Origin of the sequence: Gulosibacter massiliensis (genome assembly GCF_900626105.1) — a bacterium.
In the GTDB taxonomy this organism is placed as follows: domain Bacteria; phylum Actinomycetota; class Actinomycetes; order Actinomycetales; family Microbacteriaceae; genus Gulosibacter; species Gulosibacter sediminis.
Window position 1 is genome coordinate 515,453 of sequence record NZ_UYZX01000001.1, and the last position, 26,325, is coordinate 541,777.

The window sequence follows — 26,325 nt, forward strand, 5'->3', positions numbered from 1 at the left end:
TCAAACTCTGCACCCCAGCGCGACCCGGTTGCGACGATCGACGTGATCGCGGTACCAGTGAGGAATGGCTCGGTATTGCGCCACGGCGCGCCGACGGGAGGCACGCGCCGGTTCTGCGATGTCATCGCAGACGATCCGCAACGCGATGAAGCCCGCGCCCTGCTGACCTTCGACTACTTCGACGGCAAGTTCTACTGCCTCGCCGGAGTCGGTCGGCAGGTTGGAGGCACCAGCCGTCATGAGCGTGATCGGTCCACCCTCCGGTCGCTTCTCGATGACCATGACGACGCCCCCAAGCTTTTCCTCGAGCATGCGCGGCGCTTGGCCGAAGGCGTTGAAGATGTGGTTGGGGAACGCGTCGTGTCCGCTCATGGCTGCCAGCCTGCCAGACGCGAATATGAGCCGCATCGACGACGCGCGCCTGCGGAAAACGCAGAACGCCCCGGCTCGTGAGAGCCAGGGCGTTCGTGCCGCATCTGCGGAATTGGTTGCGGGGGCAGGATTTGAACCTACGACCTCCGGGTCTGGCGCCTTGCGAGGCGCGAAGCGATAGCACGGCGCACTACAACTAATTGAGCATTCATATTCTATGACTTTACGCGCTCGTGAGCCGGGTGCAGTCCTGTCAAGTAGGAGCAGGGCGTCTACACTCACAATTTGCTAGCCCACCGCAGGGCGCACGTTAGGAGCACTCGAATGACCCATGTAACCCGCCGTCCATCTATTCTTCTCCTGGGGGCAGTAGCGCTATTGACAGCAAGCTTGGTAATGGCATCTCCAGCTCAAGCTCAATCTGCAGTTTCAGCAGACGAGACCTCACCCGATATTGTGCATGACGAAACCGTAGGTAATACGCTTAGTCTCGCGGAATCACCACAGGTTTCCGCCGAGTCCTCTTCATTAAATGGTGGAGTCACAACACTCAGTGCCGCCGGGTACAAAATTACTTGCACGGTTGACGCTCAGAATCCGCACATTTCCGAAGGCGCTCGAAAACAAGGTAAGATTTACGTTATTTTCAAGTCCAAAGTTAAGTGCACGGGAACCGGCTCCCACCCCGCAAAGGCAACGATTCGGGTGCGGAGCGGCCTCTTCTGGGACAGCGCGAAGTACTCAGGCGACACAAGCAATGGGATTAACTGGTCAAAGTTGCGATCAAACGACGAAGTACGCACTGTGTCGGTCGATGGCTCGGTGAACATCTTCTACACGCCGAAGAACGGGACGGCTGGCGCGTACTTCACCGGTCACTATCAGGGCACAACGACAGTCGAGATCACATCGCCTAGCGGATTCAAAGTTGGCTCGGATACCTCGTCCGTTATGTTCTGCAAACCGACTACAAAGACGGCGAAGTGTTCTTCCTAGTCACCTAACTGCTCCATGATGATCTCTGGGGGTGGGGTTAAGTACATAAGAGCAACCCCTCCCCCAGACTGATCGAAGCGGGCAGCCAAGGAGAAGCCAGCCCCACTCGCCGCCTCAGTTGCCCACGTAAATGCTTCTTGGACACTTGCCGCGTCGACGTTATACGCGGTTACCCGCCGCCCGGGGTGAACTACGAATACGCGGAAACCGTCAGCTCTCATTTCAAGCTGCGCATCCCGCTCATCAACCAACGTAACCTGCATATGAGCCACGGTAGTCGATCCTCAGCGATCAGTGTGCCCCCAGGACAGCCGCGACGACGGCGCCTGAAACAGTCGTGTTCAGGCTACGTAACTGTACCTCCCCGTGAACTCCGTAAGCGCAACCCACTCCTCGAGCAGGAATCTGAGGTCTGACTCTTTGCCATCGCACACCTGTCAAGCGCTCTATGAGTCAGGATAAGAGTCGGACATCACCGACCAACCCTGCTCCTTGAGCGTCGGAGCAAGGCGAGTGAACGCTTCTGTGTCGACGCCGTTGGCGACCACTACAGCCACACTCAGCGGTTCCCTGTCACGTACGCCGGGGATGGCGAGATAGTGGTCGACATGATCCACCTCGAGTGCGATCCCAGCGAGCTGATGTACCTCAACCCCCAGCGTGCCGCGTCCGAGGTTGTCACCCACTCTCGGCACGCCGGCGGCGCGCAGATCTTCGCGGAGGATTGACCCAAGGTATTGTTCACCCTGGTCGAAGAGGTCGATGCGGACTCCGACTGCGACACCGCCGCTCACGACGTTGTCTGGATTCATGGTGCTCTCCTATCGGGTCAGAGGCTGCCACGGTGCTGGGCGCCTCCACGTCACACTAGGCCGCCTGGATGCCCGACGAAAGAGCCTTGCCGCGACGTCTGACGACGGCATACCCGACAACTTCGTCCTACAAACGGCCGTTAGTGGACGTCTCGCTTAGAGGTCGTCTATTGAATCGAGGACTGTCGCCAGGTCGTCGAGGCGGTATGCGGATTGGCGGATCAGCTTGGCAGCCGCGGACGTGTCCCTATTGGCGGCTCTTCGGACATTCGGTGGGGGTAGGGCTCGCCGGGTGAGGTTCGACGGGTAGGGGTCGAGGTCCCCGAGGATCAGAAGCGCTAACCACCTGATCCATTACGAGGACCTCGACGTGCTTCACCCTACTTCGGGGTGCGCTGACGCGCGCTCTGCCACTGACCCGTGTTCCCGCTGCGACCTCCTGCTCGGCCTCGACGGCGTCCATGTCGAGCACGTGGACCGCCGCAACGGACTACTGATCGTGACGGTCTCGAGTCCTGCGGCGCCTGCCGGTTGCCCGTCGTGCGGGACCGTGGCGACCGGCCGTGGACGTCGCCGCCGGCTGCTTCATGACGTGCCCGGCATGACACGGGTGCGAATCGTGTGGCGGCAGCGAGTCTGGCGGTGCGACGAGTCGGGCTGTGCACGACAGACGTTCGTGGAACAGCTGCCGTCTCTTGTCGCCCCGCGTGGGGCACTCACCCGACGCGCGGTCGTCTGGGCAGTCGGTCAGCTGCGTCGCGAACACGCCACGATCGAAGGATTGCGTCGCCAGCTGGGCACGTCGTGGAAGACGGTGTGGCGGGCCGTCGAGCCGGAGCTTGTGAAGCTCGCGGCCGATGAGTCCCGGTTCGAGAACGTGACAACGCTGGGCGTTGACGAGCACATCTGGCATCACGTCGACCCGCGCAAGCGCGGTCCGAAAGAGCTGACCGGGATGGTCGACCTCACCCGCGACAGCACCGGGAAGACGCGGGCCCGGCTGTTGGACCTCGTGCCGGGCAGGTCGGGGAAGGCCTACGCGACCTGGCTCAGCGCACGTGGCGACGCATTCCGCGAGCAGGTGAAGGTCGCGGCGCTGGATCCGTTCGCCGGTTACAAGACCGCGATCGACGACAAACTGCAAGATGCCACCGCCGTGCTGGACGCGTTCCATGTCGTCAAGCTCGGCACCGTCGCGGTCGACGAGGTTCGCCGTCGGGTCCAGCAAGACACTCTCGGCCATCGCGGTCGGAAAGGTGATCCGCTCTACGGGATCCAGACCATCCTCCGCGCCGGGGCTGAGAACCTCACCGACAAGCAGTGGGCGCGCCTGACCGCAGCCATCGAGGCGAACCCGGCCCACGACGAGGTGTTCGTCGCATGGCAGTGCGCGCAGCAACTTCGCTCGGCCTATCACCAGAAGGACCTCGCTGAGGGGCGACAGATCGCCGAGAAGGTCGTCGAGTCGTTCCACACCTGTCCGATCCCCGAGATCGCACGCCTCGGCCGCACCCTGCGACGCTGGCGCTCAGCGTTCCTCGCCTACTTCACCACCAGCCGAGCAAACAACGGCGGCACCGAAGCAATCAACGGGATCATCGAGCTGCATCGTCGCCTCGCTCGCGGCTTCCGCAACCGCGAGAACTACCGCCTACGAATGCTCCTCGCCGCCGGCGGACTCACCCCATGACCCCACCGAATGTCCGAAGAGCCCCATTCACGTACGTTCGGTACCAAGCAAGGAGTGCACACTTGAGATCATCACTCAGAGGCAACCACTCCGACTCGACAGCACAGAGTTCCGCATCCCAAACAGACCACTCATAGCCAATGGCCGCAAAGAATCGAAACTTTCTGAGCGAACCTCTCCTCCGAGCCTGGACACGACGGACGGCTTGAGCACGGTCAGCGTAGTCTGGCACTCGCATGAAAAAGGGAAACAAGGGGACGAGGATCCACTTCCATTGCCATCTACTATTCACCAATCCACCTTTTAACATTAAATGAACTACGAATACCTGCAGATTAGGATTGCACGTATATCATGAAGCCGGACACGAAGAGATAATCTGATTGTTATTCAACGACCAGACAACTTCATATCGCACTCACCAGAGGCACTTCTTCAGAGCCGTCGCCATCTACAAGGATCCAACCATCGTCCGATTCCGCTACGAGGTACAATTTTTGATCGGAATTCTCATCGGCCAGAACTGGCTGAATTGCAGGAAATGTGAACGCGAAAGATAACGCCAAAATTCCTATTGTTCTACGCAGCACGTGGTTAGGCGCCATTTCCCCACCTCTCGTCTATGAGCAGAATCCCCGAGTCAGGATAGATTACGAAGATCGTTGAAGGTACGAGTCCGAGGGTCTGCCGATTTACGAAGAGCCGACCACAAGGCAGCATGGACTAGGTACAAGCTTGGGCCTGACCACCCTGCGACAGGCAATCGGGAATCGAGCTGAGGCGGGGCGACCTAACCTGGCGCCGTTTCGGCTCCGAGTGGTACAGCGATGGCATCTGTTTGCTCGTCAATCAATGAAAGCCAGTCAGTCTCGTGGAAGTCGGGGCGTGGACTTGCTGCAAATAGCCTGTGCCGCACTCCCCGCGGTAATGTGCGGTGCGGGCCCTCATGAGCGCAGTGAGTTCCTCAACGATCGCCGGGTGCTGGAACTAGCACTGTGGGAGCGTCTTCGTCGAGATTCTGAACCGGGCCGTCCACCACCCTACAAACACGCGCAGCCGCTCCCACGTGGATGCGCGCCCTTCGCCAATGAGTTCCTCCCGCCTGATCGCGCCCTCCGAGGGGCGAAGTGCGTCGAGTTGGCATCGACAGGTGAAGCCCACTGTGTCCGTGCCGTCAACGTTGCTGTCGAACGTGTCATCTTCCTCCAGGTCTGCCGGCATCGCGAATTCACTGAGCCAGTCTTGCAAGCCCTCATCGGTGCTCATGTTGCGTCTCCGTCGCCAGCGTCGATCGAGATCCCGAGTGTTCGCTCGAACAAGTCGTTGAAGCTCGTCGACATCCGGGAGCCCGACGTGCGAAAGGTCTGCCGGACTTTGCGGGTACCGAGGACCCCTCGACGTCGCGGAGGTGGTCGATGTTCGATGCGCAGCCAAGCAGCACTTTCGCGATCGACGACGACCAGATCAGTTCCGCCTCCGCAGGCAATCACGCGGTCTCCGCCTGCGACAGTGCCTGGAGCACAACCAACATCCAAATGCCCATACCACCACCATCCGGCAGGCGAGGAACTCGTCCGAGCCGAACAGTGGATCATGCCTGGTTGGGATCATCCTGCGCACTCTCGCCGAAATGCTCGAAACGTCGGTCGCCTACCTCGTCGGCGAAGCAGACGACGACGTGCCGCTGCGGAAAACGCAGAACGCCCCGGCTCGTGAGAGCCAGGGCGTTCGTGCCGCATCTGCGGAATTGGTTGCGGGGGCAGGATTTGAACCTACGACCTCCGGGTTATGAGCCCGGCGAGCTACCGAACTGCTCCACCCCGCGGCACAAGAGAAAACATTACCGGATGTTTTCGTTGTTGTCCAGTTCACGTCCGCTTCACCCGAGATTCGGCGCGCGTACCCCGGAAAAGCGCCTCGCGGCGCGCCCCGTAGTGGGCACGCCGCGAGGCTGACAATCCGAGCTGAGACTATTCGCCGTTGTTGATGCGGTCCTGCGCCTCCTGCGCGCGCTCGAGCGCCTCGGTCATCCGCGCATCCGCCTCGGCCGCCCCCACGAGGTCGTTGTCGGCGTAGGCGTCCGTGCGATCCTGAAGGGCCGCAGAGGCGTCCGCCAAGGCCTGGTCGAGGTCTTCCTGCGCGCTACCGCTCGAGCCGCCCGTGCTGCCGTCCTGCGTCGCGTCGGGCGTCGACGTGGGTTCGGGCGTCGCCGTCGGTTCGGTCGTCGAGTCCGTTCCGCTGGTGTCATCAGGAACGTCCTGCGAGTTGTCACCGCCAGTGTCGGGCACGATGACATTCGGGTCCTCGGGCACCTCGTCGGCGTTCTGGTCACCCGCATCCGCGCCAGCATCACCGGCGAAGAGTTCGTCGAGCGCGGCATCCAGGGTGTCCTCGAACGCGATCTCGTCGCCGAAGGCAACGAGCACGCGCCGCATGAGCGGGTAGCTTGTCTCACCGGTCGACTGCACGTAGACCGGCTGCACGTACAGGAAGCCCTCGCCGACGGGTAGCGTCAGCAGGTTGCCTCGCAGCACCTGGGTCTGGCCACCTCGCTCAAGCAGGTTCAGCTGGTTCGCGACCGTCTCGTTCGAGTTGAAGATGTTCTGCACCTGACCCGGGCCATTCACCGAGTCATTCTGAATCTTCAACAGTGTGAGCGTGCCGTAATCGTCGGAAACCTCCCCGTCGCTCGACCCCGCATTCGCATTGGCCGAGAGATAGCCCGTCAAGACGTTTCGAGAAGTTGAACCGCTCGACACCATCGGGATGTACGTCGAGTAAATCGAGAACGCCGGCTCCTGGCCCGGCATCTGCATGGTCAAGTAGTAGGGCGGCTGACGCAGTTGCGCATCCGCCGACGACGTCGGGTCAACCGGCACCTGCCAGGCGTTCGTCTGGTTGTAGTACTCACCCGCGTTCGTCACGTGGTAGGTCGAAAGCATCGCTCGCTGCACCTTGAAGAGGTCCTGCGGGTAGCGGACGTGGCTCAGCAGGTCACCCGACATCTCGCTCACCGAGTGGAGGGTGTTCGGGAAGATCTTCTGCCAGGTCTGGAGGATCGGGTCCTCGGTGTCCCAAGCGTAGAGCGTGACCGACCCGTCGTACGCGTTCACGGTTGCCTTCACCGAGTTGCGGATGTAGTTCACTGCCTCGTTCGGGCCGGCCGTGGCGGGCGTGTTCGAGTCGGTCGCGGCCGCCTCGATCGAGGTCTGCGTCGAGTACGGGTACGCATCGCTCGTCGTGTACCCGTCGACGATCCACACGAGCTCGCCGTCGACCACCGAGGCGTACGGGTCGCCGTCGATCGTCAGGTACGGTGCCGCGGCCTGGACGCGCTGCGTGGGGTCACGGTCGTAGAGGATCTGCGAGTTCTCGTTGATCGCGTCTGAGAGCAGGATCTGCTCGGACTGGAACTTGATGGCGTACACGAGGCGGTTGAAGATGTTGCCAAGCGACGGGCCGCCCTCACCGGTGAAGGTGTAGTAGCTCTGCGAGGCACCATCGGCACCCGACACATGGTCGAACTCGGCCGGGTCGGAACCCTCCGGCGCGCCAACAATCGAGTACTCGGGCGAGCTCTCACCGAAGTACACGCGGGGCTCAAACTCGTCGAGCGCGCCCTCCTGCGGCATGCCCGCTTCGAAGAACAGGGGCTGACCGTCGGGGCCGCGCTGCGAACCGTAGGCGGCCACAAGACCGTAGCCGTGGGTGTAGACGATGGCCCGGTTCACCCACGACTGCGCGTCGGCGCCAAGGCCGTCGACGTTGATCTCGCGCAGCGCCATGACGGCGTCCTGCGTCTGGTCCTCAATGTCGTAGCGGTCGACGTCGAGCGTGCTCGGGAACTGGTAGTACGCGCGTTCCTGTTCGAACTGCGCGAAGGTTTGGCTGATCAAGGCGGGGTCCATGATGCGGATGTTCGCCGTGGTCTCGGCGTCCTCACGCAACTGGCCGGGCTCGGCCGTCGTGACGCCGGCGTAGTCGACCTCCTGCACGTCCGCCACGTCGTAGGCGTCGCGCGTGGCCGTGATGTTGCGGTCGATGTACTCGGACTCGAGTGACTGCTCGTTCGGGCCGACCTGCAGGTTCTGCACGAACCACGGGTAGACCATGCCGACGACGAGGCCGACAATAACGAGGCCCGCGACACCCATTGCCGGGAGCGTCCAGCGGCCGGCAATGGCGGCAAAGATGAACAGCAGCGCGACGATGACCGCGACGCCCGCGAGGATGGCGAGACCGGGCACGCGCGCGTGCACATCGGTGTAGAGCGCACCCGTCCACCGACCGTTCGACTCGGTGAGCGAGTTGTAGCGGTCGAACCAGAACGACACGCCCTGCGTCGCGACGAAGAGCGCCGCAACGATGGCGATCTGGATGCGCGAGGCCTTCGAGATGACAACCTCGCGGCCGGAGATATGGATGCCGCCGTAGAGGTAGCTCACCGCCACGGTCAGGACGAGGCAGACGAGCAGTGTCGAACTGATGAACGTGACGACGCCGCGCCAGAACGGCAGCTGGAAGACGTAGAAGCTGACGTCGTGACCGAACTGCGGGTCAGCAACGCCGAACGGCGTCGAGTTGAAGAACGCCAGCACGCTCTGCCAGCTGCCCGCGACAGAGAGACCGCCGAGCACGCCAAGGAAGATCGGAATCACGATAAAGACGATGCGACGCACGGGCTCGAGTGCGCGCTGGTACTCCCCCAGCTGTTGCGAGAGCTTCGCGTAGGTCGGCCGCGTGCGGTACGCGAGCTGCAGCATCGCATAGCTCGGCACCGCCAGACCGATGAGGCCGATCAAGAACATCGCGCCGGTAGCGAGCCACTGCGTGAAGAGCACCTGCTCGAACCCGAGCTGCTGGTACCAGAGGACGTCGGCGTAGATGCCCGAGAACCAGAAGAACACGATGATAAGCGCGACGACGATGGCAATCGTCGTGATGAGCGGTCCGAAGCGACGCGCCCCGGGGCCGCGCTGACCACCGTCCCCTGAACTACTTGCGGATGGACGTGGTGCTGCCGTTGCGCTCACTGAGGTCCCGTCGTTGTCGCTGTCGACACCGCTGGCACGAGCAAATCGTCGCGAGCCCGCGGCGTTATCTCGCCTATCCTAGCGGCTCGCTACGACTGCGGGACGCCCGCATCCACCGCATCCTGGCACGAGCGCAGGCCGTCGGTCGACTTGTCGGCGGCGTTCGTTTCGACGATGTCGAGCGCCTCGTCAAGGTTTCCAACGGCATAGACGGTCATGTCACCGGGAATGCCGCCGTCGAGCACCTCAGCACAGTTCGCCTCGGGCGCAATAAAGTAGTCCGCTCCAAGCGACACCGCCTCATACATCTTCTGCCGGATGCCGCCGATCGCGCCCACGGTGCCGTCGTCCGACATCGTGCCGGTGCCGGTCACCTGGTCGCCGCCGGTGAGGTCACCCTCGGTCAGCTTGTCGTAGGTGGCGAGCGCAAACATCATGCCCGCGCTCGGTCCACCGACGTCGCCAAGGTCGATCGAGACGTCGATCGGGAATTGGTACTCGTACTGCAACTGAACACCGAGCAACGGCACCTCTCCGTTGTCGGTCTCGGTGAGCTTCGGCGTGATCTCGACGCGGTGTTCCTTGCCGTCTCGCGTGAACACGACCTCGGTGGGTTCCTCGGTGAGCGTCAGCGCGCTGAGTTCTTCGGTATTCGTGATCGGCTTGCCGTCGATGGTGACGATGACGTCGCCCACCTCGAGCTCGCCGGCGGCGGCAGCATCCTCACCGACCGACGCCACGCTCATCTGTTCGGTGACGTCGTAGCCGAGCTCCGTGAGGGCCGCCGCGATGGCGGTGTCCTGAGCCTGCGTCATCATCAGCGCCGATTCTTCGTTGCGCTGGTCGACGGTCGTGCCCTCGGGGTAATAGGCCTCGACGGGCAGGACATCCTTCCCCGGCGTCATCCAGGCCCCGAGCACCTGCAGCCAGTTCGGCTGCGACTGCGGGTTGCCGACGATGTTCACCGTCATGACGTAGAGCGAGCCGTCGCCGGTGTCGTACGTCTCGGCGCCGGAGATCTGAATGACGTCCTGCTGCGTGCCATCGTCGTTCTCTTCCTGCCCGAGCGCGTTGAACGCGGGGCCGGGCTGGCGAATGACATAGGGCGCGGGTGAAACCGCCAGGATCACCAACGCCACGACCCCAAGAATGAGGCACCAACGACCGAACCGCTCCCGACTCCAGCGCCGACGCGCCGGTTTCTCGTCACCGATCCCGTCGGGCAAAGCGGCTTCGGGATGCTGGTGGCTTGCGGTCATGAATGAGCTTTCGCGTGATGGCTGATCGCCCTCGGTGAACGGAGCCGGTTTCCCCGGCTCCACCCGGGGGCACCCTGGCTACTCTAGAGCGAACCCCTGAGAGGAACGAAGCCGATGCCGAATAGCAATGGCCCCCAGAACAACGAGGACGACAACCGCTCGCCCGAAGAGGAAATGCGACGGATGCTCGAGCAGATGCTCGGCGGCGGCGGGATCGACTCCGACAAGCTCGCCGGCGCTGCGGGCTTGCCCGCCGACCCCCAGGCACTCGCGCACATGCTGATGCAGTTGCAGCAGGCGATGCAGAACCCGACCGACGGCGTCGACTGGGATCTTGTCCGCGACGCCGCCCGCCGGACCGCGACGCCGAACGAAGAGGTCGACGACGAGGATGCGCGCGCGTACGACCGCGCCTTCCAGGTCGCTGGCCTGTGGCTCGGCGACGCGATGGGCGACTCCTTCGGCGCGTTCTCGGGCATCCCGCAGACCATCACGCGGTACGAGTGGCTCGAACTCACCCTCGACGGCTGGGCCGAATTGACGAACCCGGTCGCGACGAGCATCTCGAACGCGCTCGTCGAGGTGCTTGCCGAGCAGGCGCCGGAAGAGATGAAGGACATGGTCGCACGCTCGGGCCCGATCGTTCGTTCGCTCGGGCAGTCGATGTTCGCGATGCAGCTCGGCCAGGTGCTCGGCCAGCTCGCGAAGGAGGTGCTGTCGGGCGGCGACATCGGCATGCCGGTGTTGCCCGACCACAAGGCCGCCCTCGTGCCGCAGAACCTGCAGGAGTGGTCGACCGATCTCGAGCTCGACCGCGACGAGGTGCTCATCTACTTTGCGCTGCGCGAGCTCGCGCACGCCCAGCTCTTCGCGCACGCCCGCTGGCTCCGGCTGCACCTCGTGTCGTCAATCACGGAGTTCGCCCGCGGCATCCGCATCGACACCGATCGCATCGAGGAGACCATCCGCGAGCTCGACGTGTCGAACCCCGAGGAGATCCAGCTCGTGCTCAAGTCGGGCCAGCTGATTCCGCCCCGCAGCCCCGAGCAAGACCAGGCGCTCGAGCGACTCGAGACGGTCCTCGCCCTCATCGAGGGTTGGGTCGACGTGGTGACCGAGGACGCGACGAGTCGCCTGCCGAACGCTGGCGCGCTCAGCGAGATGGTGCGGCGGCGCCGCGCCACCGGCTCGCCGGCCGAGCACGCGTTCGGCTCGCTCGTCGGCCTCGAGCTGCGCCCGCGCCGCTTGCGTGAGGCGATGAGCATGTGGCGACTCGTTACGGAGAAACTCGGCGTGGCCGAGCGCGACGCGCTCTGGGACCACCGCGACGCGCTGCCCGGCGCGGAGGATATCGACGACCCGTTCGCCCTCGTCGAGCGGCTGCAGGGTGGCGACGGCGAGCCGGATGAGCTCGACAATGACCTCGCGCGCCTGCTCGGCGACCCGGGTTCGTTTGGCGACGCGCCCGCCGGTGGCGATCTGAGCGACGACGACGCCAAGTAGGGCACCGACCCGCGCTGGCGCCTGTGGATAATTCCACGGGCGCCGGCGCTTTTTCGCAATGATGCGAGAGTGCAATATCGACTCGCCGCAGACACCCCCGTGACCTGGGTCGGCAACGACCGGGTGCGCGTGGGCGGGGTGGTGCGCGCGGTCACGGTGGCCGACACGCAGCTCACCCACGACCTCATCTCTGAGCTCCGCAACGGCGCGGAGCGGGAGTACCTCGAGCGCATCGCCGCGACGCACCCCGACCGCAAGCGCGCCGACGAGCTCCTGGTTGATGCGCTGTTGTCGGTGTGCTCCCCCGTCGCAGAGCAAAGTGCGCGGCGCGCCCGCGTGCTGGTGCGCACCCCGTCCTCGTCAGTGTCGTTCGCCCGAAGCGTCGCGGCCGAGTTCGCGCGGCGCGGGCACCACGTGGTGTTTGCGGCGGCCGAAGCCCGCCCGGCAGCCGACACCGACCTCGTGGTCGAGGTGACCGAGCGAGTACTCTCACCCCGACGCTACTTGCCGCTCATGGCCGACGATCTCGCGCACCTCGTCATCGCGCGAGACGACGAAGGCATCCTGCTCGGCCCCTTCGTGTTGCCGGGCCGAACCCCGTGCCTGCGGTGTGATGACCTCCGCAACGCCGCCGAAGACGACATGTGGATCGCGACGGCGACGCAGCTGCATGACTTGCCGCCCGCGCATCCGCCGCTCGAACTCGAGTGGCTCGCAGCGGTAGTCGGGGCGCAAAGCGTTGAGCCGTTCCTCGCCGGCGTGCAGCCGGCCCCCGGCGAGGGCCTCACGTTTCGCCGCGAACGCCTTACCGGTCTGCGTCGGGACGGTGCAGACGTGGAGTTCCAGCCCGGATGCGGTTGCCAAGCTCCGGGAGAAACCGTGTTGGCGGCTGTACCAGCGCGTGCGAAAGGTGCAGTTGATCTCGGGCTCGCGTGAGGGCAACGTAGAAGAGGCGACGCTCCTCGTTGACCAGCTCGGGCTCGTTCGCGGCGGCCGAGGTCGGGAGGAGGCCCTCGCGCAGGCCGACGACATAGACGTGATCCCACTCAAGGCCCTTGGCCGCGTGCATCGTCGAGATCGTCACGGCGTCGATCGGGAGCTCGAACTGGTGCGCGGCGCGGTTCTCGAGCTCGGCGCTAAATTCTGCGAGCGTCGTGCCAGCCTCCGCGCGGTCAGCAAACTGCATGATCGCATCCATCGCACCCCAGGCCTCGCGGAGTGGACCTGGTTCGGCCGGTCGCTGTTGCTGCCAGCCGCGCGAGCGAAGCACGTTGCTCACGGTCTGAAAGAGCGGCCCACCGTCTTGCTCGGCAACGACCGCCGCGTGCAGCCCCGCAAGCACGGCCCGAACCTCCGGCCTGCGGAAGAATGGCATGCCGCCCGCGAGCCGGAACGGCACACCGGCCGCCTCGAGCGCCCGCTCGAGCACGCCGACCTGAGCGTTCGTCCGCACCAGAATCGCGACGTCGCCGGGCGCACGCCCCGCTTCGAGATCTTGGCGGATGCTCCGGGCCACACCGGCCGCCTCGGCCTCATCACTGTCGTACGACCGAACATCGGGCTGCGGAAACTTGCCGGTGTGTGCCCGCAGCGGGTCGAGCTGAATCGCGTGCGAGATGTGCTTCGCGAGTTCATTTGCGGCGGCGACGATCGGCGGCGTCGAACGGTACGAACCGTCGACCCGAATCACCCGCGCGTCGGCAAACTCGCTCGCGAACCCGGTGAGGTAGTTGGCGTTCGCGCCCGCGAACGAGTAGATCGTCTGGGCGGGGTCGCCCACGACGCAGAGTTCGCGGCGATTACCGAGCCAAAGCCGCAGCAGCTTGTGCTGCAGCGGCGAGATGTCCTGGTACTCGTCGACGACGAAGAAGCGGTACTGCGACCGCACCTGCGACGTGATCCACGGCTCGCTCTCGAGCATGCCCGCGGTGGCGAGCAGCACATCCTCGAAGTCAAGCTGGTGCCGCGACTCCTTCGCGCGCTCGTACTGCACGGCGAGGTCGTGGAGTTGTTCGGCCGGCAGACCGGTCTCGTTGGGGCGCCGGCCAGTCGCGAGATCTTCACCGAATTGGTCGAGCGTGCGCTCCGACACCTTGCGCCATTCGAGCTGTTCGGCGACCTTGCGCAGCAGCTGTGGGCTGAGCCGCACGCCGGCGCGGTCGGCCGCCTCCGAAATGATGGGCGACTTGCTCGAGACAATGCCTGGGAAGCTGCCGCCCACGGCCTGCGGCCAAAAGAAACTGAGTTGGCGCAGCGCGGCCGAGTGGAAGGTGCGCGCCTGCACGGCCGAGGCGCCAAGCGTGCCGAGTCGGCCGCGAAGCTGCCCCGCAGCGCGGTTCGTGAATGTGAGCGCGAGCACGCGATCTGGCGCGTAGACGCCTGTGCGCACGCCGTACGCGATTCGCCGAGTGATGGTGTGGGTCTTGCCGGTGCCCGGCCCGGCGAAAATGCAGACCGGGCCGACGACCGCGAGGGCGGCTTCGCGCTGGGCGGGGTTGAGATCGGCGAGCAGGCTGGCGCCGGCTGAATCAGCCGATCGGTCCGCCATACCACTCCTCGATGATCGCGCGGGCGATAGAGATTCGGCCGGGCAGCTGGTCGACGTGCTCGACGATTTCTTCGCGCGTGAACCAGCGAACCTCGGCGATTTCGACGCCGTCGCCGACGACCTCGGCAGGGTCCTGGCTCGGGTCGAGCTCGGCGAGGAAGCCGAGCATGAGGCTCGCAGGGAACGGCCAGGGCTGCGAGCCGAGATAGCGCGGGTTGCGAACGCGCGCTCCGGATTCCTCGGCCGCCTCGCGAATCACGGCGTGCTCGAGCGATTCGCCCGGTTCGACGAATCCCGCGAGCACCGAGTACCGTTTCGGGGTCCAGTTCACGTTCGCGCCGAGCAGGATGCGGTCGTTCTGGTCGATGACGCCGACGATGATGGCCGCATCAGTGCGCGGAAAGGTCGGGTCGCCGCCCTCCTCGCCGCGCAGCACCCAACCGTTGTGTTCGGAAACGGCGCGCGCACCGGTCGACGGCGAGAACGCGTGGGCGGAGTGGAAGTTGCGCATGGCGAGCGCCTGCGCCGCGAGGCCCGTGTCGAGGTCGTCGAACCCGGCGCCGCGCTCACGGAGGTCCGCCCACCGCTCGCTGTCGGGCTCAAGCTCGCCCGCCTCGAAGTCGGAGATGGCCGCAGCAAAGATCGGGGTGCCGACTTCGTCGACGCGCCCACCCGGGTTCTCGCGCGGCTGCGTGAGCTTGCCGAGATAGATCATCGCGGGTCCCTCACGCAGTTGCTCGACGCCGCCGAGCTGGTCGACGGGGCGAAGATCGAGTCGCAGCGCGCGACCTTGTTCGGTTTCACCGACGAGGGTCGCGTCCCGGCGCTGAACGAGGATGCGTACATCCGGGTGCTCGAGCAGAGTCGCGTCGCTGCGATGGGCGTCGTCACGATCGTGGGCTGCGCGGGACAGGGCAAGGCGATCGACAAACTCGTTCATGATGCAGCCCATCCTAGGTCGGTGTGGCAACGCGGCTCCTGGATCCCCTCCCCCTAGGCTCTCGGCTATGAGTGGTCAGTTCCTCCAGCTTGCCGGCCTCGCGACTGCGGCCATCGAGAATCTCTGCGTCACCGAAGCAGCAGACTGCGGCTACGACGACACCCACGACTACGACTCCGCGCTGCTGCGCACCCGCGACCACGGCAATCTGCTCGTCCGTCGCGCGGCCTCGCCGTCGGCGGCCCAGGAATTGCGCAGCCGCAGCGCGGCACTGGTCGCACTGACGCCTGGCGTGCGAGCCCGGCTGCCCTTTGACGTGCCTCGCCAGCTCGGTGGCGGGCTTCGCAGCGAGCCGCCGTTCGCGGTGTACTCGTTCGTGAAGGGCTCGCCGGCCGACCGCACCCCGCTGGACTTTGACTCAGAGCTCGTGCCCGAGATCGGGCGCGCCATCGCGGCGATCCACGGGCTACCGAAGCAGACGCTCGTCGACGCCGGCCTGCAGCAGTGGTCGGCCGCCGATGTGCGCGAGTCGACCGAGACGCTCATCCGCCGGTCGGATGCGACGGGTCGCCTTCCTGGAGCCCTCGCCGACCGCTGGGGCAGCGCCGTCGACGATCCCCAGCTGTGGGAGTTTTCGCCGAGCGTGATCCACGGTTCACTCGAGCGCTCGTCGTTCTTGGTCACCGGTGCAACGGTCTCGGGCGTGCTCGGCTGGAGCGACCTTCGCATCGGCGACCCGGCTGCGGACATCCGCTGGGTGCAGACGCTCGACGGTGCGGTGATGCGAGCCCTGCTCGACGAATACACGGATGCGCGTGGCGCCTCGGTCGACCGACAGCTCCGCCAGCGGGCTCTGCTTTACGCCGAGCTTGAGCTCGCGCGCTGGCTGCTCTTCGGCGTCGAACACCGCAACCCCGAGGTGGTCGCCGACGCCGAGCAGCTGCTCGACGGCCTCGTCACGCGCGTGCGCAGCCTCGACGAATCGGAGCTGCGGCACGCCACGCTGCCGGTGCTCGACCTCGAAGAGGTGCAGCGGTTACTCGCGGATGCGGGCGACCGCTCTCGGGCCCAGCAGTTCCAACGGCGTCGTGCTGAGACCGAGAGCGCGCCCGAGGATCTCGGCGACGAGTTCGACGACGACCTCCCGGCCGGGGAAGCGCCGTCGACCTCGTCGGAGCGCGACGAGCTCTAGCTCTTCTGGGCAACCCTCCCCTGCGCTTCGCGGAGGAGCGCGACGAGCTCGTCGACGCTGAGGAGTTCGGTCACGCTGATCTCGAGATCGTCGGTCACGTAATAGAGCGTCGCCCGGATGCGCTCGATCGGCTCGTCGAAGCTTGCCGCGTAGGCGTGGGCGTAGCTCATGAGCTGGTACTCGCGCCCACGGCGTTCCTCCGCGGTACGCGGGGCGCGCCCTGTCTTCCAGTCGACGATTTCGATCGTGCCATCGGCATCGCGGTAGACCGCATCGATCTTGTTGACGACCGTGAACTCGCCGAGCGGCGCGTCGACCGGGAGCTCAACCGCGCTCGGGCGGCGGCCGCCGGCCGTGAACCGGCTCGCGAGGAACGTCGACTGCAACTGTTCAAGCCGCTGCCGATCGTCGTCGTCGAGCTGCGTCAGACTTGCGGAGGTGAAGTCGGCATCGTCGAGATCGGCGCCCTCGAGTGCGGCTCCCCCGCCAGCGACGTCCTCATAGAGGCTTTCAACCCAGCTGTGGAAGAGGTTGCCGACGAGCGTGGCCCGATACGGACGGCTCGGCATTGGCCGCGCCGCGTTGCGGGCGATCGTCGACGGGTCATCGAACAGGTCGTGCAGGAGGGACGCGCCAAACCGCGCCGGAAGGCGCAGCTCGGGTGGCGTGTTCGCCTGTTCACGTTCGGCGACGAGGAGCTGAATGAGCCCATCGTACGGCGACTCGACCGTGGCGGACTCGGCCGCAGCACCGACTTGGTTCGCGATTTCGGCGGTGGTTGCAAGGTCGTCGCGTGCCATCGGGGCGGGCGGCCACGCCTGCGGCAGGGCGTCGCCCTCGAGGGGGTTCGTCGACAGCGCGTCTTTGATGGCTTTGAGATCGTCATCCATTTCTGCGTCGAGTTGCGCAAGGGTGAAGACCACGGGCTGGTCGTCGACGCAGGCCCAGGGCGCATCGAACTGCGTGTGTTCGAGCGGCAGCGGGTCTCGTAGCTCGAGTTGGAACATCGACGGGGTCGACGAGTTCTTCAGTCCCGGCTTCCAGCGCGCACTCGTCAGCAGCAAGCCGTGCTTCGCCCGCGTCATGGCAACGTAGGCGAGCCGGCGGTCCTCGCGAATCAGCTGGAGGAACTTCTGTGTGACGAACGACTGCTCGCGTTCGTTGCCCGCCCCGTCGCGATCGTGCATGAGCACGGCCTTGAACTGCTCTTTCAGGTCTTCGCCCGTTTCGATCTTGCTCAGTGGCAGGTAGGGCAGGTCTGCTCGGTCTTCGCGGAGCGCGTTCGGCAGTTGTCCGCTGCCCACGAGCTGATTTGCTCCCTGCGGCCCCGGCAACTTGCCCTTCGCAAGGTTGCCGAGTGCGACGTAGTCCCACTCGAGGCCCTTCGCCGAGTGAATCGTCGTGAGCTGCACGATTCCCTCCTTCGGTGGGGCGGGCGCGTACTCGGCGAGCTGGTCGTCGCGGAACGTGAGTTCGAGCCAGTCGAGGAACTCGTGCACGTCGGCCTCGGGCACCGCCGAGGCGTATTGCACGACGGCGTCGACAAAGGCGTCAAGGTTCGCTACGGCAACCGCGTTGCGGGGATTCGCCGCGGTTTCGACGCGAAGCCGTGACAACGAGATCGTCCTAGTCACCCAGTCGACGAGCGGGAGGTCCATGGCACCACGCACCCGGCTGATGAGCGTGCCGGCGTCGCGGAGTCGACGCTCGCCCTCCTCGGTCAGCTCGGGAACAAATCGGCGTACGGTTTCGGAGGTCGCGGTGCGAACGAACTCGAGTGCCTCGGCGAGTGAGGTGCCCGACTCGGTGTCACGGATGTCGTCGCGCACGGCGCGACTGCGCTGCTCGTCCAGCTTGCGGCCGTCGGCGCCGAGGCGCGTGAGTGCCCCGGCGAGCTCGCTGAGCTGGTGTACGTCGGCGAGGCCGAGCTCGAAGCGGGCGCCGAGAAGCAGGCGCAGTAGTTCTGAGCCCGCGTACTCGTCGGCGGCGGCACGCAGCAGCGAAGTGAGGTCGACCACCTCGGGGGTGCGCACGAGGCCGCCGAGGCCAATCACCTGGTGTGGCACGCCCGCGTCGTGGAGTGCCTGCGCGTAGGCGGCCATGCTGCTGCGGGCGCGCACCAGCACCGCGCCGGTCGCGTCCGGGACCTGTTCGAGTTTGCTCGCGAACCATTGGGCGACGTGCTTGGCCTCGTCGGGTTCAGTGAGGAAGTGCCGAACGTGCACCTCGCCTTCGCCCGCCGACGCCGCAGCCTTGAGTTCTTCGCCCCGTTCGGTTGCCGGCAGCGGCGCAGCGATCGTGTTCGCCACGCGCAGGATCTCGCGGTCGTTACGCCACGAGGTCGTCAGCGTGAACTGGTGGTATTCGCTGCCGTTCGCAAAGTCGGCCGCGAAGCGCTTCATGTTTGCCGCACTTGCGCCCCGCCAGGCGTAGATCGACTGCTTGGGGTCGCCGACCGCCATGACCGCCTGCCGACCGAACAACTCGGCGAAGAGCCGTGTCTGGCCGACCGAGGTGTCTTGGTATTCGTCGAGGATCACCTGGCGTGTTGCGCCCCGCACTTCTTCGGCGATCGCCGGATCGAGGGCAATGATCTGCGCGGCGTAGGCCACCTGGTCGGTGAACTCGATCGCGCCGAGTTCGACCTTGCGGGCCTCGTACACCTCTGCGAGACGGGCATAGATGGCGAGCTGGTCGAGACGCTCAAGCTGGAGGTTCGTGGTGCGCAACGCTTGGGTGAAGGGCTTCGCGGAGCGCCCTTCGATCTCGTCGGCGCGCGTCGCGACCTCGGCCGCATAGTCCGCCACCTCTGCCGCGGTGCGACCGTTCTCGCGCATTGCGCGTGCGATCTTCAGCGCGCTGGCTGCGACCGAGCCGACCGAAGTCGTGCCGAGGCCTTCGAGCCCGGCATCTTCGGAGGCGAGCACCACCGAGCGCATCAGCGAAAACGCGCTCGGCTCGTCAAGCAGCAGGGCATCGGGCTCACGGCCCACGAGCAGGGCGTACTGCTTGTAGATGTCGCTCGCGTACGAGTTATAGGTCGACACCTGCGGCAGGTTGAACTCGTCGACGTCGATGTGCCCGGCGAGCCGCAGCCGTTCGAGCCCCGCCTCGACGCGCTCGCGAAGCTCGCCGGCGGCCTTGCGGGTGAAGGTGAGCCCGAGCACCTCGGACGGTGCGACGCCGCGGTTCGCGACAAGCCAGAGGATGCGCAGCATCATCGTGTGGGTCTTGCCGCTGCCCGCCCCCGCCGTGACGATCGTCGGCGCGAGCGGCGAATCGACGATCTGCCGCTGTTCTTCGGTGATCGGGTAGGCGGTGGCGCCGGGCTTGGTGGTGAGCTCGGCGAGCTGTTCGAACGTGATCGGACTCATTCGGTGACCTCTCCGATGGCGTGAATTAGGCAGGAGCGCGAGCCACTCAGGCAGTGCCCCTCGGGTTCATAGAGATATTGCGCGGGAGCAGCCACATCGGGCTCGTCGCCGTCGAGCTGGTACGCGGCCTGCTGAATGGCAACGGTCACGAACTCGTCGATCGCCGCGTCGACGTCCGTCTCGCTCGGTCGCTCCTGCAGCACGACCTTCCACGGCACCTTCGCCGCCCCCCGGCCGCTGGGAACCCTGGGATACACGAGGGCCGCGCCCTCAAGTGCAATACCTCCGAGCTCGAACTCACTAATGCCGCCCCGCAGCGCAGCGACCTGGTAGGCGCGTAGCTGGTCGTTCTCGTCGGCCTTCGTCTGCGCGCTCGTGCCGGTCTTGAAATCGACGATGCGGATGCCGCTGTCGCGATGCTCTTCGATGCGGTCGATTCGTCCCCGCACCTGCACGTCGACATCGACGCCGTGGTCGTCGCGGGCAGCCCGATCGAGTTCGAGTAGCATCGCGCGCTCACCCGCAAGCGGTGTGACGCCCTCACGCTTGAGGTAGTCCCACAGCGAGATGGTCGCGTCGCGGACGATCTGCCGGTTGGAGGTGCGCAGCCAAGGTGCATCGAACTCGAGCTGATCGAGTTGCTGCAGCGCGAACTCGACCATGGACTCGATGGTCGCGAAGTCGGCCTCGTGCTCGGCGGCGCTGTGGAGGATCGTGCCGAGCGACATGGCGAGATTCGAGGCGCCGCCCGCGTGTTGGTCGACGAACCAGTTCACGGAACACTCCTTGAACGACTGAATGCCCGACGGGTACAGCGTTAACTGCAGCGTGTGCTCGTCGGGCGTGACGAGTGGCGCGGTCGAGGAGCGACCATGGATGCCGAACCAGTTCGCCGGATCGGCCGCCTCGACGCCGTGCCGGGCCAGTTGGGCGAGCGCCGCGACGCGCTCGGCGCGCGCCACCGGTGCGCAGCGGGCTGCCTCGCGACGGAGGCGGGCCGCGAGCTGGTCAAGGCTGAGGTGCGCGTACTCGAGCCCCTCGATGCCGGTGAAGGCGAAGTCGGGCGCGAGTTCAGGCAGGTCGAGGCGATGCACAAATTGCGAGGGTGCGTTCTCGTCGTCGCGCACCGCGGTGAGCAGGAGCCGCTCGGTTGTCCTCGAAACTGCCGCGGCAAGCAGCCGCTGTTCGTCCGCGAGCACGACGGCGCGTCGGTCGAGGTGGGTCGGTGTTTCGGCCGAGGTTTGTGCCTCGGTGAGCCGACCCGCGCCGAGAAGGGAGTCGCGCACTCGCAGATTCGGCCAGGCCCCCTCGTTGACGCTCGCCACTACGACAACGCGCCAGGTGCGCCCTATGGCGCCGGCCGGCGTCGTCAGCGTGACGGCATCGACCGCGCCGCGACGCGCGAGTGAGTCGTCGACGACCGAGTCGCGTTGCCAGTCGGCGAGAAACCCGTCGAGCGAGACCGTGGGTTCGCGCTCGACCACGCGCTTGGCGCGGTCGAACAGCGCCACCACGGCGTCGAGCCGCCGATTCATCGCGACCGCGTCCTCACCCACACCGAGCGCGGTGTCGCGCCAGCGCTGCTCTCGACGCGCATCCGTCCAGGCTTCGAAGAGCACGGCGTCGATCGTCGCACCCGCGGCGTGGGCCGTGTGCATGCGCCCGAGCGACTCGAGTAGGTTCGTGACCGACCGGGCAGCGTGAGCCGCCGCCGAAGCGGCGAGCGAGTCGATCGCGGCCTGCGCCGACGCATCCGCCCCGCCCCGAAGCACAGCGTTGACGTGGCTGGCCAGCACCTCGCCGCCGCCTCGCCCCGACCCGGCCGACTCGCCGATACCGAGATCGGCAAGGTAACAGGCTCGGCGCAGGCGACGAATCAGGAGGGAGTCGACGCGATACAGCGGCGACGCGAGGATCGAGAACAGCTCCGCCTCGGTAAATTCACCGCGCACGATGCCCGCGGCCATCGTGAGAATCGCCCGGACGGTCGCGTCGTTCGCGGCCGGAATTGGCGCGGAGTCCTGTGCCGCGACGCCGGCCCGATCGAGCCCGCGGCTCAGGGCCTCGAGTCGCGTCGAGTTGCGCGCGATCACCGCCATGTCGCTCCATGGCACGCCGTCAATGAGGTGGGCGTGCCGCAGGTAGCCCGCAATGAGGTCGGTCTCGTGGTTCGCCGACTCAAGCACCGCGTGTTCCGCGCGGCCGTCTTCGCCCCCATCGACCTTGGGGCCCGATCGTCGTCGCTCGCTCGGTCCGAGCGGGGGCAGGCCATTCACGGCGCGCGATACAACTCCGCGGAGCACCTCGTCGTGTCGATACTGCTGCTGCAGTGTGACGGTGGCCGGCGCCGAGTCGCCCTCGTCGCGCCAGTTGACCGCGAATGCTGCGTGACCGGCGTGAAAGCTGCCGGTCGCGATATCGGGGTCGCCGAAGGAGATGACGCGGGCGCCCTGACGCTCGAACTGCGCGACGAGCGCGCGGGCCGATTCGGTGAGTTCCTGCGCGTCGTCAACACACACAAGCCGCACCCCGTCGAACACGTCGATGCCGCTTCGGCCGAGCGCGCGCCGAGACAACAACTGTGTGGCGAGCATGAGCGCGCTCGCCGTGTCGAACGCCTCGCGCTCGTCGGCCCCCGAGATCGAGCGGTCAAAGCGCGAGTTCTCATAGTCGCGAATGAGCGCGGCCGCCCCGGCCCAGAGCACACGGTGACGCTGCCCACTCGGCGCAGCGGTTCCCGGTTCGAGCGCGAGCGCGGCGAGGTCGTCGGAGCTCATGCCCCGCTCGGTGAGCGCGGTGATCAGGTCGCGCAGTTCGCCCCGGAATCCCGCCAGCGTCATGGTGTCGGCGGTGAACCATTCGGGCCACGGAAGCCGCTTGCCGAGACGTTCCATCGTGCCGTCGAGGTAGCCCTCGATGAGTTCCGAGAGGATGTCGTCCTGTGCCGAGCCGGTGAGCAGCACCGGCCTCGGCCCGCCCGAGCGCACTCGAGCGTCGGCGATGATCTCCATCGCGATCGAGGCCGGGGTACGACCGAGCGTCGCCCCGCGGGTTGCTCGAGCGAGGCGGCGCTGTAGGCGTTCGCGCAACAGCTCGGCGCTGCGGCGGTTCGCCGCGAGCACGAGCACCTCGTCGGGGCGAAGACCGGCCTCGACTCGCTGTGCTACGAGTTCGACCAACGTGGTGGTGCGACCAGAGCCCGGCGCACCAAGCACGCTGAGCGATTGATTCTCTGCCGCCGAGAGTACCCCGAGCTGGCTCTCATCGAGCGCCGTTGCCAGCCCCTGCGCCTCGCGTGCATTTTGCTGCATCTCTGCCCCTTCCGACTGTTCGCTCCACGCTATCCGCATCCACCGACATGACTCGCCAAGTACCGATTGCACGCCACCGGCGAACGCCGAGCGGATGTGGTGAGAGCGGCAAGTAGGCTAGGCCCACACGCCGTATCGATCAGGCGACGAGGCATAACGAAAGGCATAGACGTGGAACTGCGCATTGGCATTCTGCACTCCCCCCGCGAACTCGCGTTCGAGACCAACCAGACCGCGGCCGAAGTTGAGCAGGCGCTCACCGACGCAGTGGCGAGTGACAACGGCATCGCGCGCTTCACCGACGACCGCGACCGCGTGTTCCTCGTGAACGCTGAGAAGATCGCCTTCGTCGAGATCGGTGAAGAGGCACAGCGCCGCGTCGGATTCGTCGCATAGCGATGGAGGTCTTCTTCGCCGGCATCTTCGGCATCGTTATCGGGCTCATCAGCTACTCCTTCGCGAAGCCGAAGGATGCGGTTGGCAGCGCCCTCATGCCCGCGCTCGGCGGCATCACCGCCCTGCTCTGGTGGGTCGTCGCGACCTGGGGTGCTCGCCTACTTGGCCTCACCTGGCTCTTCTACGACGCGTTCTGGATCTGGGCGCTGCTCGTCATCGTGACCGCCGCGGTCACCGTTCCCGTCGCTCTGTCGCTGCCACGTCGGCGCGCCGCGGCCGACGCCGACCTGCTTGACCGTCTCAGCCACCGGAGCCGCGTGCGTGCGTAGTCTGTCCGCATGTCGAATGACTCCGTTGATCCCGTAGCAGCTGCCCGCGAGGCCGTCGAAAAGGCCCAGGCCGAACTTGCCGCCGCCGAGGCGGCCGCCAAGCAGGCCGCCGAGTCCGCTGCCATCGACGCGGCGGCGCCCGCACCAGAAGAGTCGTCCGAGGCCGCAACCGCTGAGCCGTCCGCGGGCGAGACGGCTGGTGCCGCATCCGACGAGCCGGCCACAACCCCAGCGCCGGATGCAGCGGCCGAGTCGCCCGAACCTGAGGCACAAAAGGAGCCCGCCGCCGCCAAGCCTGGCGCGGCCGGCGGGCCACTCGCCGAGGGCGACGTCGAGGCGATTCGCTCGGGCTACTCGTTCGACGCGCCCGCCCTTGAGCTTGGCGCGCTCGTCAACGGCGAGGTTGATGCGGCCGTGCCCGTGCGCATCCCGCTCGCCATGACCAACCGCCACGGTCTCGTGGCGGGCGCCACTGGCACCGGCAAGACCAAAACGCTGCAGGTCATGCTTGAGCAGCTCTCGGCGGCAGGTGTGCCGGTGTTCGCGGCGGACATCAAGGGTGATCTCTCTGGTGTCGCAACCGAGGGTACGGCCAGCGACGGCCTGCTCGCCCGCACGAAGTCGATCGGGCAGGATTGGCAGCCCACCGCTTTCCCGAGCGAGTTCTACAGCCTAGGCGGTCGCGGCACCGGTGTGCCGATCCGCGCCACGGTCTCGAGCTTCGGCCCGCTCATGCTCGCGAAGGTGCTTGGCCTCAACGAAACGCAGGAGTCGAGCCTCGGGCTCGTCTTCCACTTCGCCGACCAGCAGGGCCTGCCCCTCGTCAACCTCGACGACGTGCGCTCGCTACTGCAGTACCTCACCTCCGACCTCGGCAAGAGCGAGCTCAAGGGCATTGGCGGCGTCTCGAAGCAGACCGCGGGCGTGATTCTGCGCGAGCTCACGAACTTTGCGGCAAACGGCGCCGATGTGTTCTTCGGCGAACCCGAGATCGACACAGCCGAGTTCCTCCGCACCGCCGCGGATGGTCGCGGCATCGTCTCGCTGCTCGAGCTGCCCGGCGTCGCGCAGCAGCCGCAACTCTTCTCGACGTTCCTCATGTGGCTGCTTGCCGACCTGTTCTCGGCGCTGCCAGAGGTCGGCGACCTCGACAAACCGAAGCTCGTGTTCTTCTTCGACGAGGCGCACCTGCTCTTCGCGGATGCGTCGAAGGAGTTCGTCTCGCAGATCGTGCAGACCGTGCGGCTCATCCGTTCGAAGGGGGTCGGCATCTTCTTCGTCACGCAGACGCCGAAGGATGTGCCCGACGACGTGCTCGCGCAGCTCGGCTCACGCGTGCAACACCAGTTGCGCGCGCACACGCCGAACGATGCGAAGTCGCTGCGGGCGACGGTGCGCACCTACCCGAACTCGGGATACGACCTGGAGCAGGTGCTCACACAGCTCGCGACCGGAGAGGCGATCGTCACCGTCATGAACGAAAAGGGCGCGCCCTCCCCCGTCGCCTGGACCCGGATGCGCGCACCGCAGGGCTCGATGGACCCGACCCCTGCCGCGCAGATCGAGTCGACGGTCAACGCCTCGCCGTTGCTCGCGAAGTATGGCACGGCGGTCGACCCGGAGTCGGCGCACGAGATCCTGACCGCGAAGATGAACGCCGCGGCCGAGGCCGAGCGCGCCGAGGAGGAGCGTGAGGCGGCCGAGAAGGAGCGCGCCAGGGAGGAGAAGGAACGGGCGCGCGAGGAAAAGGAACGGGCGCGCGAGGAGAAGGAGCGCGCCGCGGCCGAGAAGGCCCGGAACCGCCAGTCCACGACCACTCGCACGTCGTCGCGCCGCGAGAAGTCGGTCGTCGAGGAGGTCCTCGGCTCCCGCGCGGCTCAGAGCGCCGTGAAGGAAGTCGTGCGCAGCGTCTTCGGCACGCTCATGAAGAAGCGCTAGGCGCTGCGGAGCCCAGCCAACAATGTGGCTGGGCTCCGAACCTCACGCGACCCAGTTCATACACCAAACGATCCAGGGAAGCGCCACGAGGTCAATCAGCACCGCCCCGGCAAGTGGCACAATGATGAAAGCTCTTTCGGATTTAACGCCGAATCGAGCATTGAACGCATCCATATTCGCAAGAGCGTTTGGAGTTGCCCCCAAACCGTGCCCAATTAGGCCAGCGACCATAGTGGCAGCATCATAGTTCTTACCCATCATTCTGAAAACAATCTGGGTAGCAAATACGAGGATAAAAGCAACCTGCACTAAAAGAACTGCGACCAGCGGCAGCGCAAGGGCCGCGAGTTCCCAAATCTTCAGGCTCATCATCGCCATCGTTAGGAAGAATCCAAGCGTGAACTGCGAGATGAGGTCGACTGCCTGATCATCCAATTTCACCAAATTGAACTTGTCATTTAGATTTCGGAATATCACGGCGATCAACATGGCACCCACATACGCCGGAAGTGAAAAACCGGTAATCTCCGACAACCGGCTCTTCGGACATTCGGTGGGGGTAGGGCTCGCCGGGTGAGGTTCGACGGGTAGGGGTCGAGGTCCCCGAGGATCAGAAGCGCTAACCACCTGAT

The 26,325-nt window shown here is 65.8% G+C and carries 17 protein-coding genes and 1 tRNA gene; 7 read left to right on the plus strand and 11 right to left on the minus strand.

Features of this window, described 5'->3' with window-relative positions:
• Window positions 1-372 carry a hypothetical protein gene (locus tag EJL01_RS13195; RefSeq protein ID WP_241209074.1) on the minus strand — a complete coding sequence of 124 codons (372 nt, stop codon included), beginning with the start codon at window positions 370-372 and terminating at the stop codon, window positions 1-3.
• A 324-nt stretch (window positions 373-696) separates the two neighbouring features.
• Here EJL01_RS13195 and EJL01_RS02545 point away from each other — a divergent pair, with 324 nt between their 5' ends.
• Entirely contained in the window at window positions 697-1,368 is a 672-nt protein-coding gene (locus EJL01_RS02545; RefSeq protein WP_125106146.1) for a hypothetical protein, read from the plus strand.
• A 446-nt stretch (window positions 1,369-1,814) separates the two neighbouring features.
• Here the strand turns inward: EJL01_RS02545 and EJL01_RS02555 are convergent, their stop codons facing one another.
• Window positions 1,815-2,180 (minus strand): hypothetical protein, encoded by a 366-nt coding sequence (locus EJL01_RS02555; RefSeq protein WP_125106147.1) that lies wholly within the window; start codon window positions 2,178-2,180, stop codon window positions 1,815-1,817.
• A 370-nt stretch (window positions 2,181-2,550) separates the two neighbouring features.
• Between EJL01_RS02555 and EJL01_RS02560 the strand changes: the two genes are divergently transcribed.
• Window positions 2,551-3,870 (plus strand): ISL3 family transposase, encoded by a 1,320-nt coding sequence (locus tag EJL01_RS02560; RefSeq protein ID WP_431834720.1) that lies wholly within the window; start codon window positions 2,551-2,553, stop codon window positions 3,868-3,870.
• A gap of 987 nt (window positions 3,871-4,857) precedes the next feature.
• On the opposite strand, the gene EJL01_RS02565 is transcribed toward EJL01_RS02560, so the two are convergent.
• The 4 genes from EJL01_RS02565 to EJL01_RS02580 form a co-directional block, all read right to left on the minus strand.
• The gene (locus EJL01_RS02565) at window positions 4,858-5,136 is read right to left on the minus strand and encodes a hypothetical protein (RefSeq protein WP_125106148.1); all 279 of its coding nucleotides are present in this window, start codon (window positions 5,134-5,136) and stop codon (window positions 4,858-4,860) included.
• Window positions 5,137-5,618: 482 nt separating this feature from the next.
• Window positions 5,619-5,695 (minus strand) — tRNA-Met (locus EJL01_RS02570).
• Between the two features lie 145 nt (window positions 5,696-5,840).
• Complete coding sequence (locus EJL01_RS02575; protein WP_125106149.1) at window positions 5,841-8,903, minus strand: UPF0182 family membrane protein; 3,063 nt, start codon at window positions 8,901-8,903, stop codon at window positions 5,841-5,843.
• Window positions 8,904-8,992: 89 nt separating this feature from the next.
• The gene (locus tag EJL01_RS02580; protein WP_125106150.1) at window positions 8,993-10,162 is read right to left on the minus strand and encodes a YlbL family protein; all 1,170 of its coding nucleotides are present in this window, start codon (window positions 10,160-10,162) and stop codon (window positions 8,993-8,995) included.
• A 114-nt stretch (window positions 10,163-10,276) separates the two neighbouring features.
• Here EJL01_RS02580 and EJL01_RS02585 point away from each other — a divergent pair, with 114 nt between their 5' ends.
• Window positions 10,277-11,665 carry a zinc-dependent metalloprotease gene (locus tag EJL01_RS02585; protein WP_125106151.1) on the plus strand — a complete coding sequence of 463 codons (1,389 nt, stop codon included), beginning with the start codon at window positions 10,277-10,279 and terminating at the stop codon, window positions 11,663-11,665.
• 805 nt (window positions 11,666-12,470) lie between these two features.
• Here the strand turns inward: EJL01_RS02585 and EJL01_RS02590 are convergent.
• Together EJL01_RS02590 and nudC are read right to left on the minus strand one after the other, a co-directional pair.
• The gene (locus tag EJL01_RS02590; RefSeq protein ID WP_125106152.1) at window positions 12,471-14,213 is read right to left on the minus strand and encodes an ATP-dependent helicase; all 1,743 of its coding nucleotides are present in this window, start codon (window positions 14,211-14,213) and stop codon (window positions 12,471-12,473) included.
• A complete protein-coding gene (nudC, locus tag EJL01_RS02595) occupies window positions 14,194-15,153 on the minus strand; it encodes an NAD(+) diphosphatase (RefSeq protein WP_235988577.1) in 960 nt (319 codons plus the stop codon). The genes EJL01_RS02590 and nudC overlap by 20 nt, the downstream gene beginning before the upstream one ends.
• 67 nt (window positions 15,154-15,220) lie before the next feature.
• On the opposite strand from nudC, the gene EJL01_RS02600 reads away from it, so the two are divergent.
• Window positions 15,221-16,345, plus strand: a complete 1,125-nt coding sequence (locus tag EJL01_RS02600; protein WP_125106153.1) for a phosphotransferase — start codon at window positions 15,221-15,223, stop codon at window positions 16,343-16,345.
• Here EJL01_RS02600 and EJL01_RS02605 read toward each other — a convergent pair.
• Together EJL01_RS02605 and EJL01_RS02610 are read right to left on the minus strand one after the other, a co-directional pair.
• Window positions 16,342-19,719: an ATP-dependent helicase gene (locus EJL01_RS02605; RefSeq protein ID WP_125106154.1), complete on the minus strand. Its 3,378-nt coding sequence runs from the start codon at window positions 19,717-19,719 to the stop codon at window positions 16,342-16,344. The genes EJL01_RS02600 and EJL01_RS02605 overlap by 4 nt on opposite strands.
• On the minus strand, window positions 19,716-23,030 hold the full coding sequence (locus EJL01_RS02610) for a PD-(D/E)XK nuclease family protein (RefSeq protein ID WP_164509693.1): 3,315 nt from the start codon (window positions 23,028-23,030) through the stop codon (window positions 19,716-19,718). The genes EJL01_RS02605 and EJL01_RS02610 overlap by 4 nt, the downstream gene beginning before the upstream one ends.
• Window positions 23,031-23,201: 171 nt before the next feature.
• On the opposite strand from EJL01_RS02610, the gene EJL01_RS02615 reads away from it, so the two are divergent.
• The 3 genes from EJL01_RS02615 to EJL01_RS02625 are packed head-to-tail and all read left to right on the plus strand — an operon-like array spanning window position 23,202 to window position 25,693.
• Window positions 23,202-23,426, plus strand: coding sequence for a DUF3107 domain-containing protein (locus EJL01_RS02615; protein WP_125106156.1), 225 nt, complete (start codon window positions 23,202-23,204; stop codon window positions 23,424-23,426).
• Between the two features lie 2 nt (window positions 23,427-23,428).
• The gene (locus EJL01_RS02620; protein ID WP_125106157.1) at window positions 23,429-23,755 is read left to right on the plus strand and encodes a hypothetical protein; all 327 of its coding nucleotides are present in this window, start codon (window positions 23,429-23,431) and stop codon (window positions 23,753-23,755) included.
• A 9-nt stretch (window positions 23,756-23,764) separates the two neighbouring features.
• Window positions 23,765-25,693 carry a helicase HerA-like domain-containing protein gene (locus EJL01_RS02625; RefSeq protein ID WP_125106158.1) on the plus strand — a complete coding sequence of 643 codons (1,929 nt, stop codon included), beginning with the start codon at window positions 23,765-23,767 and terminating at the stop codon, window positions 25,691-25,693.
• Window positions 25,694-25,735: 42 nt separating this feature from the next.
• On the opposite strand, the gene EJL01_RS02630 is transcribed toward EJL01_RS02625, so the two are convergent.
• Complete coding sequence (locus EJL01_RS02630; RefSeq protein ID WP_206427666.1) at window positions 25,736-26,227, minus strand: sodium/glutamate symporter; 492 nt, start codon at window positions 26,225-26,227, stop codon at window positions 25,736-25,738.
• Window positions 26,228-26,325: the final 98 nt, after the last annotated feature.

What these genes read in the sequence shown, in the direction of transcription:
- EJL01_RS02600 (WP_125106153.1), top strand. Translation starts at nt 15,221, where the DNA reads ATGAGTGGTCAGTTCCTCCAGCTTGCCGGCCTCGCGACTGCGGCCATC.
- EJL01_RS02610 (WP_164509693.1), bottom strand. Translation starts at nt 23,030, where the DNA reads ATGCAGCAAAATGCACGCGAGGCGCAGGGGCTGGCAACGGCGCTCGAT.
- EJL01_RS02580 (WP_125106150.1), bottom strand. Translation starts at nt 10,162, where the DNA reads ATGACCGCAAGCCACCAGCATCCCGAAGCCGCTTTGCCCGACGGGATC.
- nudC (WP_235988577.1), bottom strand. Translation starts at nt 15,153, where the DNA reads ATGAACGAGTTTGTCGATCGCCTTGCCCTGTCCCGCGCAGCCCACGAT.
- EJL01_RS02555 (WP_125106147.1), bottom strand. Translation starts at nt 2,180, where the DNA reads ATGAATCCAGACAACGTCGTGAGCGGCGGTGTCGCAGTCGGAGTCCGC.
- EJL01_RS02625 (WP_125106158.1), top strand. Translation starts at nt 23,765, where the DNA reads ATGTCGAATGACTCCGTTGATCCCGTAGCAGCTGCCCGCGAGGCCGTC.
- EJL01_RS02565 (WP_125106148.1), bottom strand. Translation starts at nt 5,136, where the DNA reads ATGAGCACCGATGAGGGCTTGCAAGACTGGCTCAGTGAATTCGCGATG.
- EJL01_RS02545 (WP_125106146.1), top strand. Translation starts at nt 697, where the DNA reads ATGACCCATGTAACCCGCCGTCCATCTATTCTTCTCCTGGGGGCAGTA.
- EJL01_RS02605 (WP_125106154.1), bottom strand. Translation starts at nt 19,719, where the DNA reads ATGAGTCCGATCACGTTCGAACAGCTCGCCGAGCTCACCACCAAGCCC.
- EJL01_RS02620 (WP_125106157.1), top strand. Translation starts at nt 23,429, where the DNA reads ATGGAGGTCTTCTTCGCCGGCATCTTCGGCATCGTTATCGGGCTCATC.
- EJL01_RS13195 (WP_241209074.1), bottom strand. Translation starts at nt 372, where the DNA reads ATGAGCGGACACGACGCGTTCCCCAACCACATCTTCAACGCCTTCGGC.
- EJL01_RS02590 (WP_125106152.1), bottom strand. Translation starts at nt 14,213, where the DNA reads ATGGCGGACCGATCGGCTGATTCAGCCGGCGCCAGCCTGCTCGCCGAT.
- EJL01_RS02585 (WP_125106151.1), top strand. Translation starts at nt 10,277, where the DNA reads ATGCCGAATAGCAATGGCCCCCAGAACAACGAGGACGACAACCGCTCG.